Raw genomic sequence first — 16,268 nt, 5'->3', positions numbered from 1 at the left:
CCATCGCCATCGGTGTCTGCCTTCAAAGGATCCGTTTTCGATGTGTTAAGCTCATAACTATCACTTAAACCATCGCCATCCGTATCCGCCTTTAACGGGTCGGTTTTATGTGTCGTCACTTCAGCGCCATCAGTCAAGCTATCACCATCGGTATCCGCTTTTAACGGATCGGTTTTATGTGTCGTCACTTCAGCGCCATCAGTCAAGCCGTCACTATCCGTATCCACCTTTAACGGATCGGTTTTGTGCGTTGTCACCTCAGCACCATCGCTTAAACCATCACCATCCGTATCAGACGTTAATGGATCCGTTTTATGGGTAGTCACTTCAGCGCCATCACTCAAGCCATCGCCATCCGTGTCAGCCTTTAACGGATCGGTTTTATGCGTCGCCACCTCAGCACCATCACTTAAACCATCACCATCCGTATCGGACTTTAGAGGATCGGTTTTGCTGGTATTTACCTCATAGTTATCACTTAAACCATCACCATCCGTATCGGACTTTAATGGATTAGTTTTGCTGGTATTCACCTCATAGGCATCACTTAAACCATCCCCATCGGTATCCGCTTTTAATGGATCCGTTTTATGGGTATTGACCTCAACACCATCGCTCAGTCCATCACCGTCGGTATCTGCTTTTAATGGATCGGTTTTGTGCGTTGTCACCTCAGCACCATCGCTTAGTCCATCACCATCGGTATCTGCTTTTAATGGATCCGTTTTATGGGTATTCACCTCAGCACCATCACTTAAACCATCCCCATCCGTATCAGACTTCAATGGATCGGTTTTAGTGTTAACAACCTCCACACCATCACTTAAACCATCATCATCAGAATCACTATCATTCGGATTCGTCCCTAGTGCTTTTTCCTCACCATTCTTTAAACCATCACCATCCGTATCAAAACTATCACTACATTCAGCACCAGTCCCATAATTGCCCGCGTAGTTATTTTCTCCCGGATAATCAATCCAGCCCATATTAGAGAACTGATTCCCCGGATTAGTATTCGCTGAATTTTTTACAATATTAAAAGGATCGGTATCCTCTAACACAATAACCTTTCCAAGACAGCTACCTAGATTTTTAAAATTGAAAACTTCTTTTTCGACATTCGCTTGCCACTTAAACGCCGCTGAATCACTGGTAGCCAATGTAAAGGACAAGTAATCTGCAGCAGGATCTTCAACAGGCGCATCAACACGAGATGTTAATGACCAAGAGGCATTAGGGACGGTATTTACCAAGGTGCTCGAAATATCAAAAGTCTGTAATTTAAGGCCGTGCGGTACCTTGATAGTGATTTGTGCAGTAGAGCTTCGATCCGGCACAGGCGTAGTACTTGGCGTCATATAAACATGATACCGCTCATCCGTCATGCTCCAGCGAATACTGTAGCTTAATGTCTGAGCAGCCCATGCTTGACTGGTTGTCATCAATAAGACCGATGCACTTAAACTCAAGCTAAGTGATAAGGATAATTTTCTATTACGCATGGGAACATCTCTGTTATTTTTATTAATGTTTAAATGCCTAAGCCAAGACGCCTATACTATAAAGCTATATGCACAAAAGGAGGCGCTAGTTAATACTATTTTTTAGGGCATTTCGGTGTATTGCCATACACTTTTCTAAAGTGATTTTCATTGGCAGCACCCCAACCCAAATTGGAAAAATGATTACCCGGATTGGTATGGGCTGAGTTATCAGTTTTATTAAAAGGATCATTGGCCTCAATAATACTGACATCATTCACACAGCCTGCTTCGTTCGAAAACGAAAAAATAAGCTGTTCTTTACCTGCTTCCCAATTATATTTTTTGACACTACTACCGTTTTGCACGCCAAAAAATGAGAAGGAAATATAATCGGAGTCTTTAGCTTCTTGAGGCGCATCTACGCGTGAAGCCTCTGTCCACATGACATCTTTAATGGCTGGCTTCACTTCACTGATCTTAAAGCCTGCTTTATGTGGAACCTTAATCGTTAATTGACCAGTTAAACTCAAATCAGGTTTAGGTGTTTCAGTGGGCATCATCCACACTTGATAGGCAGAACCATCTTCAGAAAGTGTAAGTTTGTAATCCAACACCGGTGCTGCCTGAGCAAGCACAGTACAAAAACTTAGACTCGCCCCTACCAACCATAAACCATACCAACGCAAGCGACTTTTCATTGGGTTCGCATCCTTATATAAGAAATCTAGATTTACATAATTATATAATTTTATCCATGGACGTGAGTGCTGAACTGATAAGCGGTGAAGCCCAGCGAGCGTCCATCACGCTCAGCGTCGCTTTATAAAACTTGCGCCTGACTACATGAACCGCTAGATTGCCAAGAATTTGTTGAGAGCTGACCATGAGCCAAAATGTCACGATTTACCACAACCCACGCTGCTCTAAATCACGGCAAACCTTGGAATTATTGCAAACCCGAGGATTAGCACCAGATGTGATTCATTATTTAGAGACACCCCCTGATGCGCAAACTTTGGAAGCTTTATTATCATTATTAACAATGGAGCCACGTGACTTAATGCGTCAGCAAGAAGAAATTTATACAACCTTACATTTAGCGCAACCTGATTTAACACGCGCCCAATTAATTCAAGCTATGGTAGATCACCCACAATTAATAGAACGCCCCATCGTTATTATAAATGGTAAAGCTGTTATTGCCCGCCCACCTGAAAACGTCTTAAGTATTTTATGAAAACTGTTTTAGTCTTGTATTACAGCCGTCATGGCTCAACCGCAGCCATGGCCCAATTCATTGCCCGTGGTGCCGAAAGTGTGCCCGATACTCAAGCGATGTTACGCACAGTGCCTGAGGTTTCGGAAACGTGCGAAGTGACCAGTCCACGTGTTCCTAATGACGGTGCGCCCTATGTGAGCCTTGAGGATTTACAAAACTGTCATGCCTTAGCATTAGGTAGCCCCGGACGCTTTGGCAATATGGCAGCGCCACTTAAATACTTCCTCGAAAAAACCACCAGCTTATGGCTATCCAGCGCTTTATCTGGCAAGCCTGCTGGCGTTTTCACCTCCACCTCAAGTTTGCATGGCGGACAAGAATCCACCTTACTTTCCATGATGCTACCCTTATTACACCATGGCATGTTGATCAGCGGCCTCCCCTATTCTGAAGCAGACTTACTCAGTACGACCACGGGTGGCACACCTTATGGAGCAAGCCATGTAGCAGGCAGTGACAGTCAACGTCCGCTGGATAATGCGGAAAAACGCTTATGTATGGCCTTGGGCAAACGTCTAGCAAGTTTGGCGCATCAGTTATGACAAAAATATTATGGATTTGGCGCAGTTGCGTCATCATTGGTTTGATTGGACTTATTTTATTAATTGTTATTTGGAATGGTTGGCTGTCCCCGATTCAACATATTCCGCGTTCTGTAGAAATTATTATTTTAGTTGCCCCTTTATTATGGCTAGTACGTGGCGTGTTATATGGTCGTAATAGTACGCAGGTTTATTCGATCATCCTGTCACTCCCTTATGCTATACTAGGCGTTTGGTATTTATTAAGCCCAGTAGAAATCTATTATGGTGTAGGTTTATTAATCTTTAGTACCTTAATGTATCTTGGGGGCTTTTTCAGTGTTAAAATAGTAGGCTCACAAGCCGCTCTTGCCCCAAAACAATCCGTCAATCAGGAAAAATAAAGGCAATCAGCGAGATACGGCATAGTGAGTGCGCCATTCAAATTTGAGTAAGGTTTATAGCAAATGATCCCGTTTTCCCATTTGTGCCTGAGTAGCCTATTAATCCTCATAAGCTCAACAAGCTTTGCAAGTTCTAGCTTATGGCACGATATTCAGCAGCATACGGTGATTATGTCGGGCAACACCATCGAGCAGCGCATCCTCAGTTTGGACGAAGCTAATCTACAAACCTTACTTCTGCAAAGTGCAGAGCCAGAAGTTAGCATTCCATTACCACAAGGTGGCTATACCACCGTACGTTTTGTCGCTGATGCGCTCTTATCAGATGCACTTGTTACGCAATATCCACAAATCAAAACTTGGCGTCTTGAAGGCTTGGATGGACAAATACAGTCGGGGCGTGCTGACTTAACTCCTCTGGGTTTGCACGTCATGCTACTCACCACCCAAGGTGATACTTTATTTATTGAGCCGCAACAAATCACGGATTTAGCCAGCGAGCGTCAATACCGTAGCCTAAGCAAAACCGCCAACGCTACCCAATTTAAGCGTAATTATTCTTGTGGCGCACAAACAGCACCTGCCAATAAAACACAAGCATCCAAATTAATTCCTAACAACTCTACTGGTTTAACGCTAGGTGCTAAAGCCGGCGAAACCTTACATACCTATAGAATTGCCGTGGCAGCCACCGGCGAATATACCGCGTATTTTGGTGGTGATCAGGCTAATGCACTAAGTGCCATTGTCACCACCTTGAACCGTGTGAATGGTATTTTGGAGCGCGACTTAAGTATCAAACTTAAGCTAGTCAGTGACACCGCGACGGTTTATTCCGATATTAATACCGACCCTTACAATGCAAAATTAACAAGCTCGCAATTAATGGGCATTAATCAAACAGTCCTCGATGAAGTGGTAGGCAATGCCAATTATGATATTGGGCATTTGTTCACCACTGGTGTTGGTGGCGTCGCCATCATTCAAGGGCTATGTAATGATCAATATAAGGGACAAGGGCTCAGTGGCTGGAATTCACCCGAAGGCGATACCTTTGCTATTGATTTTGTGGCACACGAAATCGGCCACCAACTGGGTGCTACTCATACCTTTAACAGCGATAAGCTAGGCAGTTGCAATAGCAACAATCGTACCGGCGCTACTGCTTATGAACCGGGTTCTGGCAGCTCTATTATGGCTTATGCCGGTGCGTGCTACGGCGATGACCTTCAATTGCACAGTGATACCGCTTTCCATGCAGGTTCTATTGCACAAATCACTAATTTTGCTCATCTAGGCTCAGGTGCAAATTGCGCCACAAAAATAGCTTTCAGTAATCACAATCCTGTCGTCGATGCCGGTGCAAACTACACGATTCCTGCGAATACCCCTTTTGTCTTAAGTGGTACAGCGAGCGATGTGGATAATGACAGCTTGACCTATTCTTGGGAGCAAATGGATGCAGGCAAAGCTGCCAATGTCGATGTTGACCAACAAAATAATGCTATTTTGCGTGCTTATGCGCCCAGTAGCGCAGCAACACGAATGATTCCGCGCTTCACAGATTTAGTGAGTGGATCGCATACTATTGGCGAAATTCTTCCCACTACCAGCCGTAAACTCACGATGCGCTTGCAAGTCCGTGATGGCAAAGGTGGCACTGGTTTTGATGATACTGTGATCACAACTGTCGCCACTGGTGCTGTGTTTGGCATTGTTAGCCCGACCAAAGCCTCGATGGTGGCGGGTAGTACGACAGAAGTAAAATGGACGGTTGCTAGCACTGACCAAGCTCCGATTTCTTGCGCTACTGTCGATATCGCCTTCAATGCGGAAGGCACTGAAGACGGCTTTCAAGATTTAGTAAAAAACGTGCCTAATAATGGGACAGCCAGCGTTACCTTACCTGCTACGTTTGGCAGCAAAAATCTCATTCGTGTTAAATGCTCAGACAATATTTTCTTCGCCTTATCCGGCACCAATAGCAAAGCTACTGGCACAGGCGGTGGCACAACCGGAGGCGGAACGACCGGTGGTAGCACTAATAGCGGTGGTGGTGGCAGTCTACCCTTAAGTTTCTTACTTGGCTTAATCCCATTGCTTGCTTTGCGTGCCAGAAAAAGGATGAATAAATGAAAGTTTGGCTGATGTGCCTAAGCAGCTTTATCACATTAAGCGCATGTGCGGCGGATCGCGCTGCACCACCACATCAGCCTCAAGCCGAAGTGCATGTCCCTAGTGCTTCCGAGATTTTTCAAAATGAGGATGCAAGCTATAAAACCACACTGAGCCAACTCCAGCAACGCAATCCGATACAAGAAGCGCAGGCGGCCATTCAGCGTGGCGAACGTTATTTCTATTGCAACGCAGGACGGAGCAACACAATCCCAGGCATAACCGCACAAACCTATGCGAGTTTGCCCGCTAGATGTGAGGTACGTTGTTTAGAAGGGGTCACCGATGCTTTGCTAGGGCCGCATCATCACGCTTACCTCAGTGCAGCGTTAGCATTTTCGGCGCGCTGGAATCAAATCATGCTCCTAGCGTGTCGTTAACAGTTAACTAGCCTTTAGCGTTTTTGCACCGCTTGGCGTCCCAAGAATCAATATATCCGCAGGGCGCAAAGCAAAAATACCATTCGTTACCACCCCCGGAATATTATTCAGCTCACTCTCAAAATTCGCCGCATCGCGAATGTGTAAGCCATGCACATCCAAAATAAGATTGCCATTATCAGTCGTGAAACCGGCGCGTAATATAGGATTACCTCCCAAGTTTTTCAGGTAGCGCGCCACTACTTCACGCGCCATCGGAATAACTTCAATCGGTAGCGGAAATTTACCCAAAGTATCCACCAATTTGGTTTCATCAGCGATACACACAAAGGTCTTACTTGCACCCGCGACGATTTTTTCACGCGTTAAAGCACCACCACCGCCCTTCACGAGATGTAAATGATGATTTGATTCATCCGCGCCATCCACATACAAAGACAACTGCCCAGCTTCGTTCAAATCTAGCACACGAATACCATGCTTTTGTAAACGTTCGGCGCTGGCAATAGAGCTGGCTACCGTAGCATCGACTTTGTTTTTGATACCTGCCAATAAATCAATAAAGTGATTGGCCGTAGAACCTGTACCAATACCGATTATCGAACCGGCCTCGACGTAAGTGAGCGCGGCTTCTGCAGCAGCTTTTTTCATCTGATCTTGATTCATGCACACTCCAAGATGCTTGCTAGGAAAGATTGCCCTATACTAGCCGACTCATCATTGGCAAAGCTACCGAGAATAACGTGACTACCTCATCAGGCAAATCTCTCATTGAACGCATACTCACCGCGCGCGTGTATGACGCGGCGATTGAAACCCCACTAGATAAAGCAAAAAACCTAAGTAGCCGCTTGAATAATAATATTTTTTTAAAGCGCGAAGATTTGCAGCCGGTGTTTTCGTTCAAAATTCGCGGTGCTTTCAATCGTATGTTCCAGCTTACCGAACCAGAACGGGCGCGCGGTGTGGTCGCAGCTTCAGCGGGTAATCATGCGCAAGGGGTAGCGCTTTCTGGCAAGCAATTAGGCATTAGAACCACGATTGTGATGCCTAAGACTACACCTGATATTAAAGTGAATGCCGTGAAGTCGTTTGGTGGCAATGCGGTGTTACACGGCAATAATTTCGACGAAGCCTATGCCTATGCGCGCCAACTAGAGCGTGAAGAAGGCATGACTTTTGCGCATCCTTTTGATGATTTAGACGTTATTGCGGGTCAAGGTACGATTGCGATGGAGGTTTTGCGCCAGCATCAAGATCCTATCGATGCGATTTTCATTACTGTTGGTGGCGGCGGTTTGTTAGCTGGTGTGGGTAGCTATATCAAATATCTGTACCCCAACACCAAAATTATTGCCGTCGAGCATGAGGAGGCTCCCACTTTTCATGACGCTTTCAAAGCGGGTAAGCGGGTACAACTCGCCCAAGTCGGAACATTTGCCGATGGTGCAGCCGTAAAACTGATTGGTGAGCAAACTTTTGACATTGCTAGCAAAATTGTTGATGAAACCATTTTAGTGAACACCGATGAAACCTGCGCGGCGATTAAAGATGTATTTGAAGATACCCGTACCTTGCTTGAGCCTGCGGGCGCATTAGGATTGGCGGGACTGAAGAAATATGTTGAACACTATGGTCTACAAGGTAAGAACTTAGTCACCATTACCAGTGGTGCCAATATCAACTTTGATCGCTTACGCCATGTAGCGGAGCGCGCTGAGTTAGGAGAAGGCCGTGAAATCCTGCTTGCGGTAACGATCCCTGAACAGCCCGGCAGTTTCCGCCAATTCTGCCACGCCATTGGTAATCGTTCGATTTCAGAGTTTAACTACCGCTATGCCAATCAACGTGAAGCACAAGTCTTCGCGGGTGTAAAAATCTCAGGTGGCAAGGCAGAACGTGAAATATTATTAAATGAATTACGCGCCCAACATTATTCATTCGTCGATATGAGTGACAATGAAGTAGCCAAGATTCACTTGCGCTATATGGTAGGTGGCCATGCTCAAGGCATTGAAAATGAAGTACTTTATCGCTTTATGTTCCCCGAACGTCCTGGGGCTTTATTGCACTTCTTGACCAGTATGGGTGGCAATTGGAATATCAGCCTCTTTCACTATCGTAATCATGGCTCCGATTACGGACGCGTATTAGTCGGTATTCAAGTTCCACCGAATGAGCGTGCTGAATTCCAGAAGTTCTTAGAAAATCTGGGTTATGAATATTGGGAAGAAACCCAAAACCCAGCCTACCAGCGCTTTTTAGGGTAATGGAGATAGTTTTGACCGCATACCCTTCGGAATGAGTAGAGCCTTTGTGCAAATTGATTGTCGAGCACATGGATTGAGTGCAAACTGATACGAGACGTTTCAGTTTGCAATTTGACCACTGTTCATTAATTAGCGTAAGTTTTGTTTAAGACTGAGCTTCCAAAATGTATTTTCGGTTGCCGTTTCAAAAAAGGTTTTGAGGCGGTAATGCTGGCGAGAGTACTTGATTTGGGACTAATTGATCAGTGGGTCGTTGATGGTTCAATAATAAAAAGCGCTGAAATTAGTTTACCACCTGCCACACCACACGCTCAAACCCCAGCGCCACTACTGCTAAGGCATGTAAACGCTCAGGCTCTTGATATTTCTCCGTGAGTACTTGGCGATAATGGGTTAATTGGCGTAAAGCATCTTGTAATGCGGCTTGTACCACAGGGAGCTGTGCTAAAGCTTCACGAGATAAGTTCTTTAATTGCTCGCCTGTCAGGTTTAACTCACTCAGGCTTAAATACTTAAATTCAAAGATAATGTCCTGCAAGCCTCGGTACTGACGCATATTGGGGCGAATGATCATAATCAGATCGGTATAACGCCGCGCTAACGCGGTTTCGGAGTCCATGATGTAGTACAGATCATTATACAATAAGCTGGCAAATGCAGTTTTAATGGTCAGCTCATTACTCCAGCGGTAATCACGATTGCTGAACACTTTGAAATATTTCTGCTCCATGAAGTCAGCCAGTGCTTGTACGTTAGCATCTTGATAAAATTGTTCTGCGATAGCCTGTGCGGTTTTCTCGGTGCGAATATCAGGTAATGCATGACGTTTAAGTTCTTCTAAATACAAACCACGTACCACCAGATTCGGTATTTTCAAGGACAAACGCCCAACCTCATTCACACCGTCTAAAGTCACCACGCCAAAGTAATATAATAGCGACAGCATATAATCCGCATCTTGCTGCACACGCTCTAAATTACCAATGCCAAAATCACTGGCTAACTCATTTAAGGTACTGGGATTTTCTTCATCTAACAGTCGATCAATCACCGCTTGCCCACCTGCCAAACCCGCAATATAACGAATTCGTCCTTTATCCATCGCCAGATTGCCATCCAGCATTTGCCGTGGGGCAGCACAGCTTTTTTGATAGGCTTGTAGGAAATGAAAACACAGAATGGGGTTATAAATACGCGGAGCATTCAGGTCATAGCTAAAGCGATAACCATTGTAAAACTGGCGCAAAGTGTCCATGACCGATGGCTGTGCTGCTTCTTTTTGACAGGTATGTAATACAGGTTTTACTAAAGTATTTAATTCTGTTTCAGTCATACCGCATAAAATATTGAACTCATCTTCTAAAGAAATATTCTTAGACACATTATAACCACTGGTCATATCACTCATCACCACAGGTGAAACCCCAGTGATAAATACTCGTGCAATACTGCCTTGTGAGGCACGCGCCTTAATCACTTTGAATAATGATTTGAGAATGCCTTCCCCTTCCAATAGTGCAGAGTAGCGCACCTTATCACCTTGATTATGCATCAGAATTTCATTGGCGAAGTTATCGTATTCATCAATCAGTAAATACAGTTGATAACCACTATGACTGACCGCATTAAGTAAAGACTCAAAAGCAGTAATACCATCATTCAAGTCATTATGGATGGGAAGTGTTAAATAGCCTTGATAAGTAGCTGCGAATAGTTCAATCGAGCGATTGAGATGGGCAAACAAGCTACGTTTAATCTGTTCCACATCACCTTGTGGCGAAACAGCAGAAAAATCCCAATGCAGAATCAAGTATTGATTCTGCTCAGAAGTCGGGTTTTGCCCGATGGCTAAATCACCAAACAAGCTTGCAAATTGATCTGCTTGCTTAATGTCGTAATAGCTATTCAGCATAGACAGCAGCAAAGACTTACCAAAACGGCGCGGACGTAGGAATAGCAGTTGTTTTCCTGCTTGCTCTAGGGTAGGGATAAATGGGGTACGGTCAAGGTAGACATAATGCTCCTTGCGGATGGCAATAAAATTACTAATACCATATGGCAGTTTGAGCATGGAGTGATCCTACTATCCGACTGATTGGGCTTAGCAGGATTGTAGCATAGTGCAAGCACTGAGCTTAGCTCAGTGCTCTACACTCTCAGCACTAAAGTACTAGCGTGTTGATAAAGCAGGTTTCTATGGATTTTTCCATAACCCTATCCTCAGTGACCCGATAATTGTTTTAAAGCAGTACCCCAATCTTCTAAATGATAGGTATGAGCCAATTTGCCGTCTTTCAGGGTATGAATATCAATCGACATAATTTTAAAACTCTTACCTGTTTTCGGTACACCCATAAAATCACCCGTAGGTGTACCTGAGCCTTGACCACGCACTACAATTTTGTCGCCCGTATTGATGGTTTCTAGTACTTCCCATTTCAGATCAGGAATGAGTTTAAACAAACCATTCAGTGCACCTACTAACTCATCACGGGTTTGGCAAACTTCACCATTTGCGCCGCAATTTTGCCAATTATTGGCCGTACTTTGAGCAAGAATGGCTGCGGGATCACTACCAGCACTATAGGCACTGTAATGTTTTTGGACTAAAGCATTCACATCTGCCTCTGCATCGGCTGCATAACTGTGTGCTGTCCATAAACTTAATAGCAATACTGCTGTGTGCGCTAAACGTAGTTTCATTGGTCTTTTCCTAAAAAGTTTAAGTGCCCCAGAGCATAGCCTGAATGCTATTGGCTTGAGAAACCCATTTATGGAAGATACAATGCCAAAAATGAAAGAATCATGGGAAACCCTCGCTGATATTGCGCTATTTGTAGAAGTTGCCAAAACGCAAAGTTTTGCACGGGCTGCTACGCGTTTAGAAATGCCACCCTCCACTTTATCGCGGCGTATTAATCAGATGGAAAAACGCTTGGGTGTGCAACTGTTTCAACGTACCACGCGCAATGTGGCACTAACCTCCATCGCCCAACCCTATTATCAGCGCTGTTTAGAAGTGCTGGCTGCTGCGGAACGTGCGCAACATCAACTTGCCTCCAGCCATGCGCAACAAAGCAAAATTCGCATTGCGATGCCTGTAGATTTAGGTGTGGAAATTTTGGGGCCGATTATTGCGGATTATGCCTCACAACGTTCGGGTTTACGGATTGATTTTGATTTGTCGGCACGAGCAGTGGATTTGTATCGTGACCCGATTGATTTAGCTTTTCGGATTGGTAAGCCAATGGATGAACGCGTGATTGCTCGTAAAATTGGTAGCATTGCCAGTGGTTTATATGCAGCACCAAAGTACTTAGCAAACCATTCTAAAATCACAAAAAGCAGTGATTTGGAACATCATCACTGCCTAAATTTGCAAACCTCACAAGGATTCATGGCATGGGCAGTCGGTACTCAACATTGGCAGTCTGCACCGGGTCAATGTGCTTTTGCGGCTAATAGTGTGGGGCTATTGCGAACCCTTGCCGAACGCGGTTTAGGGATTGCACTCTTGCCTAGTCACATTGTTCAATCAAGTGTTGAGCAAAAAACGCTAGTGCAAGTACTAGCCCATGAAGCTACCCCACAATGGCCTTTGTATGCGATCACTGCCAGTCGCATTATCTCACCTGAGCTTAAACAGTTAATTAGTTTTGTGAAAATAGCACTAGTTAAGAGCGCACTGGGTGAGGTGTAAACACGAATGCTTCCCTTTGAACAACTTGGTAAACCTATTTGGAATTCCAAGTGTTATCGTGGCAAAGTCCGCGTCAAAGCTTTACGGTGGCGTTTGTTTAAAACATTCACAAGCTACCTGATCAGAACCTGCTTGCCTTAAGCAAACTCAGGCACACGCCTTCGCATATCAAATCACTGCCACAAACAACGACCCGCAGTTTTTTCAATGGCGGCTAAGCGCTCGATGTGTGCGGCGGTTTCTGTATCATTTGCTCGAATGACACGTAAGGCACTCGCATTAATCGTGAGGCGGCGAATTTCGCCACTCCCCTGCTGTGCATCGTCTTCTTGGCTTGAACCGAGCATTAAACTAACCTGCCCGCCTGTCATAGCCAGATAAACATCTGCTAAAATTTCAGAGTCCAGCAAAGCACCGTGCAAGGTTCGATGAGCATTGTCAATCGAATAACGCTTACAAAGTGCATCCAAGCTATTGCGCTGGCCAGGGTACATTTGCCGTGCCATTACCAATGTGTCAATGACACTACAATATTCGGTAATGGGTTTAAAACCGCGCTTAGTGCGATTTAATTCGTGATTTAAGAAACCAATATCGAAGGGAGCATTGTGAATAATCAGTTCCGCACCGCGCAGATAAGCAATCAGATCATCGACAATATCTTCAAAGTGCGGTTTATCCGCTAGAAACTCATTGGTGATGCCGTGCACTTGAATCGCTTCCACATCAATCTCACGGTCAGGTTGCAAGTAAAAATGAAAATTACGGCCGGTCAAACGCCGATCCACCATTTCTACACACCCAATCTCAATCAAGCGATGCCCTTCTTGTGGATCTAAACCGGTGGTTTCGGTATCGAGAATAATCTGCCTTGCCATGCTTTAACCTATAAATTTTTCTTCAATTGCGCGATTCGCCAAGGCATCCACACGTTCATTTTCAGCATGTCCCGTATGCCCACGCACCCATTGCCATTCAATCTGATGGGGTCGCGCGGCTTGATCGAGGCGCTGCCATAACTCTTGATTCTTAACCGCTTGGCCGTTGGCACTTTTCCAGCCTTTTTTTTTCCAAGCGGCTATCCACTCCGTCATGCCTTGCAAGACATACTTAGAATCCGTGGTTAGCTTCACGTGGCAAGGCCGTGTCAGCGCCTCCAAACCGCGAATGGCGGCCATCAACTCCATTTGATTATTCGTGGTGTCCGCTTGATAACCATATAACTCACGCTCAGTCGTACCATAGCGCAATAATACGCCCCAACCACCTACTCCAGGATTGCCTTTACAAGCACCGTCGGTAAATAACTCAACCACTTGACTCACTAGCGCACCTTCAGATGACGTAAACGCGATGGTGTAGAATTCACCACAATACTGGGCTGCAGCAAAGGACGCGCACGAAAACGCGGTTTACTACGGATCGGACGCATCACTTGCTTGCGAACATGAATCACCTGTAAATTACCGAGCGCCGGTTGATAACGCCCACCTAGCTCTTCTAACCAAGTACTACGTTGGAATAAGCCTTGGTTCAAGCGTGGACGAAAACCAATTTGTTGCGTTTCTAAATGCTCAAAACCCAATAAATCAAACCAGTCACGAATCCGTGAATTAGTATAAACGGCCGGTGAAGAAGGCCCTGCACCCACATCAGAGCGTAAGCGCTTCCACGATAAATTCAAACCGCGCATACTAAAGGGATTAAATGCCACTAAAATACAATGCCCTTCAGGCATCAAAATGCGATCAATTTCGCGTAATACTTGATGGGGGGAATAGGCATATTCCAACACATGAAAGCCAACGACTAAATCCACCATATCAAAGCCTATGGGTAAGGCTTCAGGGTCAGCAACCAAATCCGCATAAGCCAGCTCACTATTACTAGCCGGCATACGCCAATGCCGACTAATCCGTGACTCCTTCAAAAACTCGCATTGCTCATTAAGCCAACCGATTTCCAGCGCATAATAACCAAACACATCCGCCGTCATGCGTTGAATCACTTGCTGCACCTCAGCTAACGCATAAGCACCTTGGCGCGTGCTATACCAACGCTGCAAATCACTCATCACCGCTAAATTCGAACGGCGTTTGGCAGGGACAAGTTGCTGTAAAGAACTGGGCTTTATCAGCTTGTCAGTAAATTTTCGTTTTAACATAGTATTTGGTTTATGCTTACAACTTTAGGATGAGGCTCGCAACACAGACTCTCAGTCTGGCACTGTTGCCTCTTTGACGCAAATACAACTATAAAAAGCACAGCCCTAGGCCTTTGTTAGGAAATTATGGCACAACTAACCATTAGCTTAAGTAATCAAGTCCTAAAGCGCATCAAACTCACTAGGCCTTGCTACACCATTGGCCGCGCCGCCAATTGTGATGTACAGCTACAAGATCGCACGGTCAGTAGCCAACATGCACGCATTGTCGTCGCAGGCGAGGATTGCTTTTTGGAGGATCTAGGCAGCACTAATAAAGTGTTAATTAATAACCTGCCTTGTGAGCGCCATTTGTTGCATCATGATGATGTGATGTTAATTGGTATTTATACCCTCCTCTTCCAATCATCCACCCCAGCACCTGCCCCCAATAACCAATCTGCAGACCTTAAACTAAACACCCTCAAAATCGCACAATTAGAAATTCTCAGCGGTCGAAAACAAGGCCAAATCCTGCCACTCAATAAAGATCGTATGACTTTAGGTCAGTCCAGTAATGGGAGTGCCGTGATTATTGAGCGCTCTGCCCAAGGGCATTTTTTACTAAAAACGGTGAATAGCAAGGGTGAACAATCCAGCACCAACCTAGAGCACGGCTATACTTTTAAGGTGGGTGAACTGAGTCTACGCTTTCGTGAAGTACCAAAAACCGATACGCTACTGGTTTAAACCTCTTATGATTGGACTATGTTGCCCAATAAAAAACTATTACGTCAGGAATTAAAGCGCCGTCGCTCTGCCCTATCTTCGTTACAGCAAGCCAATCATTCCCAACAAGCCCTGCGACATTTGCTTAATCAACCCCGTATCCGTAGTGCGCGCTTAATAGCCCTTTATTGGCCCGTACGTGGTGAAATCAGCCCCCTCCAATTAAAGACCCTCGCATTGCCCCAGCAACGCTTGTATTTACCTATCGTACGACGCTTGGCTAGCCCTTTACTGTTTGTACGCTGGACGAAGTATACTCGCTTTCAAACCAACCGCTTTCATATTCCTGAGCCTTGGCCGCGCTACAAACAGGCCATAGCCGCTAAATCCTTGGACATAGTTCTTATGCCCTTAGTAGCGTTTGATGAGCAGGGCACACGACTTGGTATGGGAGGGGGATTTTACGATCGGAGCTTTGCTTTTAAGCAAAAACGGCGTTTTAAGCGTCCCCTGTTAGTCGGATTTGCTTATCAATTTCAGCGAGTTAGCCAGCTAGAGCGTGCTAGTTGGGATATAGCTTTAGATGCCGTAGTCACCGAAGATGGCTGGCATCGTTACTAATATTCAATTGACAATATTAGAATATACTGATATATTGAATACATGGTAATGCATATGTCTCATTCCGCATCAGGAGCGTGTATCATGAAAAAATTTTTAGTCGGCCTTAGTTTATTAGCCTTATCCTCCGTAGCGAGTGCTGATTTCTTTGGGGGTGGCAATAATGGCGAGTGGAAAATGGGGCCTTATGGGCCGTATTGGGACGCCAATGATTGGCCTGAATGGACACCTATGTACTGGATGCAGGAGATGTCTGACAGTTTCAACAACGATGATAACAATGGTGGTTGGAACATGCCTTTCTTTGGTAACGGTTCCAATTTTGGCGGTAACTTCCCCTTCGGAAATGGCAGCAATTTCGGTGGCACTATGCCTTTCTTTGGTAATAATCCTTATGGCGCGATGCCTTATGGCTATGCACCGATGCCTTACCCACAGCCCATGCTGCCTTATGGCGCAGCGCCTATGCCTGCACCAATGCCAGCGCCAGCCCCCTTAACCACGGCTCCTGGCCCTGCAACTAACACACAGTAATACGATTAGATTCTGAGGGATGAGA

The 16,268-nt window shown here is 45.3% G+C and carries 18 protein-coding genes; 10 read left to right on the top strand and 8 right to left on the bottom strand.

The window, feature by feature from the left end; translation table 11 throughout:
• Window positions 1–1,505, bottom strand: a 1,505-nt coding sequence (locus tag A3IE_RS22105; RefSeq protein ID WP_211206825.1) for a thrombospondin type 3 repeat-containing protein, incomplete at its 3' end; no start/stop codon positions are given.
• Window positions 1,506–1,600: 95 nt separating this feature from the next.
• Window positions 1,601–2,185: a hypothetical protein gene (locus A3IE_RS0111945; RefSeq protein ID WP_020395854.1), complete on the bottom strand. Its 585-nt coding sequence runs from the start codon at window positions 2,183–2,185 to the stop codon at window positions 1,601–1,603.
• 185 nt (window positions 2,186–2,370) lie between these two features.
• On the opposite strand from A3IE_RS0111945, the gene arsC reads away from it, so the two are divergent.
• The 5 genes from arsC to A3IE_RS20555 all read left to right on the top strand — a co-directional run bounded on the left by arsC (window position 2,371) and on the right by A3IE_RS20555 (window position 6,246).
• A complete protein-coding gene (arsC, locus tag A3IE_RS0111940) occupies window positions 2,371–2,724 on the top strand; it encodes an arsenate reductase (glutaredoxin) (RefSeq protein WP_020395853.1) in 354 nt (117 codons plus the stop codon).
• A complete protein-coding gene (gene wrbA, locus A3IE_RS0111935; protein ID WP_020395852.1) occupies window positions 2,721–3,308 on the top strand; it encodes an NAD(P)H:quinone oxidoreductase in 588 nt (195 codons plus the stop codon). The genes arsC and wrbA overlap by 4 nt, the downstream gene beginning before the upstream one ends.
• The gene (locus A3IE_RS0111930) at window positions 3,305–3,691 is read left to right on the top strand and encodes a DUF2069 domain-containing protein (protein ID WP_020395851.1); all 387 of its coding nucleotides are present in this window, start codon (window positions 3,305–3,307) and stop codon (window positions 3,689–3,691) included. The genes wrbA and A3IE_RS0111930 overlap by 4 nt, the downstream gene beginning before the upstream one ends.
• A gap of 63 nt (window positions 3,692–3,754) precedes the next feature.
• Window positions 3,755–5,827: a reprolysin-like metallopeptidase gene (locus tag A3IE_RS20560; RefSeq protein ID WP_083900634.1), complete on the top strand. Its 2,073-nt coding sequence runs from the start codon at window positions 3,755–3,757 to the stop codon at window positions 5,825–5,827.
• Window positions 5,824–6,246, top strand: a complete 423-nt coding sequence (locus A3IE_RS20555) for a hypothetical protein (protein ID WP_020395849.1) — start codon at window positions 5,824–5,826, stop codon at window positions 6,244–6,246. The genes A3IE_RS20560 and A3IE_RS20555 overlap by 4 nt, the downstream gene beginning before the upstream one ends.
• A gap of 3 nt (window positions 6,247–6,249) precedes the next feature.
• Here A3IE_RS20555 and rpiA read toward each other — a convergent pair whose 3' ends face one another.
• Window positions 6,250–6,912, bottom strand: a complete 663-nt coding sequence (rpiA, locus tag A3IE_RS0111915) for a ribose-5-phosphate isomerase RpiA (RefSeq protein WP_020395848.1) — start codon at window positions 6,910–6,912, stop codon at window positions 6,250–6,252.
• A 77-nt stretch (window positions 6,913–6,989) separates the two neighbouring features.
• On the opposite strand from rpiA, the gene ilvA reads away from it, so the two are divergent.
• The gene (gene ilvA / locus A3IE_RS0111910; RefSeq protein WP_026154909.1) at window positions 6,990–8,516 is read left to right on the top strand and encodes a threonine ammonia-lyase, biosynthetic; all 1,527 of its coding nucleotides are present in this window, start codon (window positions 6,990–6,992) and stop codon (window positions 8,514–8,516) included.
• Window positions 8,517–8,799: 283 nt separating this feature from the next.
• Here the strand turns inward: ilvA and A3IE_RS0111905 are convergent, their stop codons facing one another.
• Together A3IE_RS0111905 and A3IE_RS0111900 are read right to left on the bottom strand one after the other, a co-directional pair.
• Window positions 8,800–10,587: an AAA family ATPase gene (locus A3IE_RS0111905; protein ID WP_020395846.1), complete on the bottom strand. Its 1,788-nt coding sequence runs from the start codon at window positions 10,585–10,587 to the stop codon at window positions 8,800–8,802.
• Window positions 10,588–10,736: 149 nt separating this feature from the next.
• Window positions 10,737–11,219: an ester cyclase gene (locus A3IE_RS0111900; RefSeq protein ID WP_020395845.1), complete on the bottom strand. Its 483-nt coding sequence runs from the start codon at window positions 11,217–11,219 to the stop codon at window positions 10,737–10,739.
• Between the two features lie 82 nt (window positions 11,220–11,301).
• Here A3IE_RS0111900 and A3IE_RS20550 point away from each other — a divergent pair, with 82 nt between their 5' ends.
• Window positions 11,302–12,216 (top strand): LysR family transcriptional regulator, encoded by a 915-nt coding sequence (locus A3IE_RS20550; protein ID WP_020395844.1) that lies wholly within the window; start codon window positions 11,302–11,304, stop codon window positions 12,214–12,216.
• A gap of 173 nt (window positions 12,217–12,389) precedes the next feature.
• Here A3IE_RS20550 and dnaQ read toward each other — a convergent pair whose 3' ends face one another.
• Genes dnaQ through A3IE_RS20545 form a run of 3 tightly spaced genes read right to left on the bottom strand, consistent with a single transcriptional unit; the run spans window position 12,390 to window position 14,380 of the window.
• On the bottom strand, window positions 12,390–13,094 hold the full coding sequence (gene dnaQ / locus A3IE_RS0111890) for a DNA polymerase III subunit epsilon (protein WP_020395843.1): 705 nt from the start codon (window positions 13,092–13,094) through the stop codon (window positions 12,390–12,392).
• A gap of 3 nt (window positions 13,095–13,097) precedes the next feature.
• Window positions 13,098–13,541 (bottom strand): ribonuclease HI, encoded by a 444-nt coding sequence (gene rnhA / locus A3IE_RS0111885; protein WP_020395842.1) that lies wholly within the window; start codon window positions 13,539–13,541, stop codon window positions 13,098–13,100.
• Window positions 13,541–14,380: a methyltransferase domain-containing protein gene (locus A3IE_RS20545; protein ID WP_020395841.1), complete on the bottom strand. Its 840-nt coding sequence runs from the start codon at window positions 14,378–14,380 to the stop codon at window positions 13,541–13,543. Before A3IE_RS20545 ends, rnhA begins: the two co-directional genes overlap by 1 nt.
• A 126-nt stretch (window positions 14,381–14,506) precedes the next feature.
• Between A3IE_RS20545 and A3IE_RS22100 the strand changes: the two genes are divergently transcribed.
• The 3 genes from A3IE_RS22100 to A3IE_RS0111865 all read left to right on the top strand — a co-directional run bounded on the left by A3IE_RS22100 (window position 14,507) and on the right by A3IE_RS0111865 (window position 16,243).
• Window positions 14,507–15,109 (top strand): FHA domain-containing protein, encoded by a 603-nt coding sequence (locus A3IE_RS22100; protein WP_020395840.1) that lies wholly within the window; start codon window positions 14,507–14,509, stop codon window positions 15,107–15,109.
• Window positions 15,110–15,127: 18 nt separating this feature from the next.
• The gene (locus A3IE_RS0111870; RefSeq protein WP_020395839.1) at window positions 15,128–15,709 is read left to right on the top strand and encodes a 5-formyltetrahydrofolate cyclo-ligase; all 582 of its coding nucleotides are present in this window, start codon (window positions 15,128–15,130) and stop codon (window positions 15,707–15,709) included.
• A gap of 84 nt (window positions 15,710–15,793) precedes the next feature.
• Window positions 15,794–16,243 carry a hypothetical protein gene (locus A3IE_RS0111865; RefSeq protein WP_020395838.1) on the top strand — a complete coding sequence of 150 codons (450 nt, stop codon included), beginning with the start codon at window positions 15,794–15,796 and terminating at the stop codon, window positions 16,241–16,243.
• Window positions 16,244–16,268 lie beyond the last annotated feature (25 nt).

Source organism: Thiolinea disciformis DSM 14473 (assembly GCF_000371925.1).
Classification (GTDB): Bacteria; Pseudomonadota; Gammaproteobacteria; order Thiotrichales; family Thiotrichaceae; genus Thiolinea; species Thiolinea disciformis.
This window is presented reverse-complemented; position numbering and strand designations above follow the sequence as displayed.

Bases quoted from the DNA above. Each gene is read 5' to 3' on its own strand.
- A3IE_RS0111905 (WP_020395846.1), bottom strand. From the start codon at position 10,587: ATGCTCAAACTGCCATATGGTATTAGTAATTTTATTGCCATCCGCAAG.
- A3IE_RS20550 (WP_020395844.1), top strand. From the start codon at position 11,302: ATGCCAAAAATGAAAGAATCATGGGAAACCCTCGCTGATATTGCGCTA.
- A3IE_RS0111945 (WP_020395854.1), bottom strand. From the start codon at position 2,185: ATGAAAAGTCGCTTGCGTTGGTATGGTTTATGGTTGGTAGGGGCGAGT.
- A3IE_RS0111870 (WP_020395839.1), top strand. From the start codon at position 15,128: ATGTTGCCCAATAAAAAACTATTACGTCAGGAATTAAAGCGCCGTCGC.
- A3IE_RS20545 (WP_020395841.1), bottom strand. From the start codon at position 14,380: ATGTTAAAACGAAAATTTACTGACAAGCTGATAAAGCCCAGTTCTTTA.
- A3IE_RS20560 (WP_083900634.1), top strand. From the start codon at position 3,755: ATGATCCCGTTTTCCCATTTGTGCCTGAGTAGCCTATTAATCCTCATA.
- A3IE_RS20555 (WP_020395849.1), top strand. From the start codon at position 5,824: ATGAAAGTTTGGCTGATGTGCCTAAGCAGCTTTATCACATTAAGCGCA.
- wrbA (WP_020395852.1), top strand. From the start codon at position 2,721: ATGAAAACTGTTTTAGTCTTGTATTACAGCCGTCATGGCTCAACCGCA.
- A3IE_RS0111865 (WP_020395838.1), top strand. From the start codon at position 15,794: ATGAAAAAATTTTTAGTCGGCCTTAGTTTATTAGCCTTATCCTCCGTA.
- A3IE_RS22100 (WP_020395840.1), top strand. From the start codon at position 14,507: ATGGCACAACTAACCATTAGCTTAAGTAATCAAGTCCTAAAGCGCATC.
- A3IE_RS0111900 (WP_020395845.1), bottom strand. From the start codon at position 11,219: ATGAAACTACGTTTAGCGCACACAGCAGTATTGCTATTAAGTTTATGG.
- dnaQ (WP_020395843.1), bottom strand. From the start codon at position 13,094: ATGGCAAGGCAGATTATTCTCGATACCGAAACCACCGGTTTAGATCCA.
- rpiA (WP_020395848.1), bottom strand. From the start codon at position 6,912: ATGAATCAAGATCAGATGAAAAAAGCTGCTGCAGAAGCCGCGCTCACT.
- A3IE_RS0111930 (WP_020395851.1), top strand. From the start codon at position 3,305: ATGACAAAAATATTATGGATTTGGCGCAGTTGCGTCATCATTGGTTTG.
- arsC (WP_020395853.1), top strand. From the start codon at position 2,371: ATGAGCCAAAATGTCACGATTTACCACAACCCACGCTGCTCTAAATCA.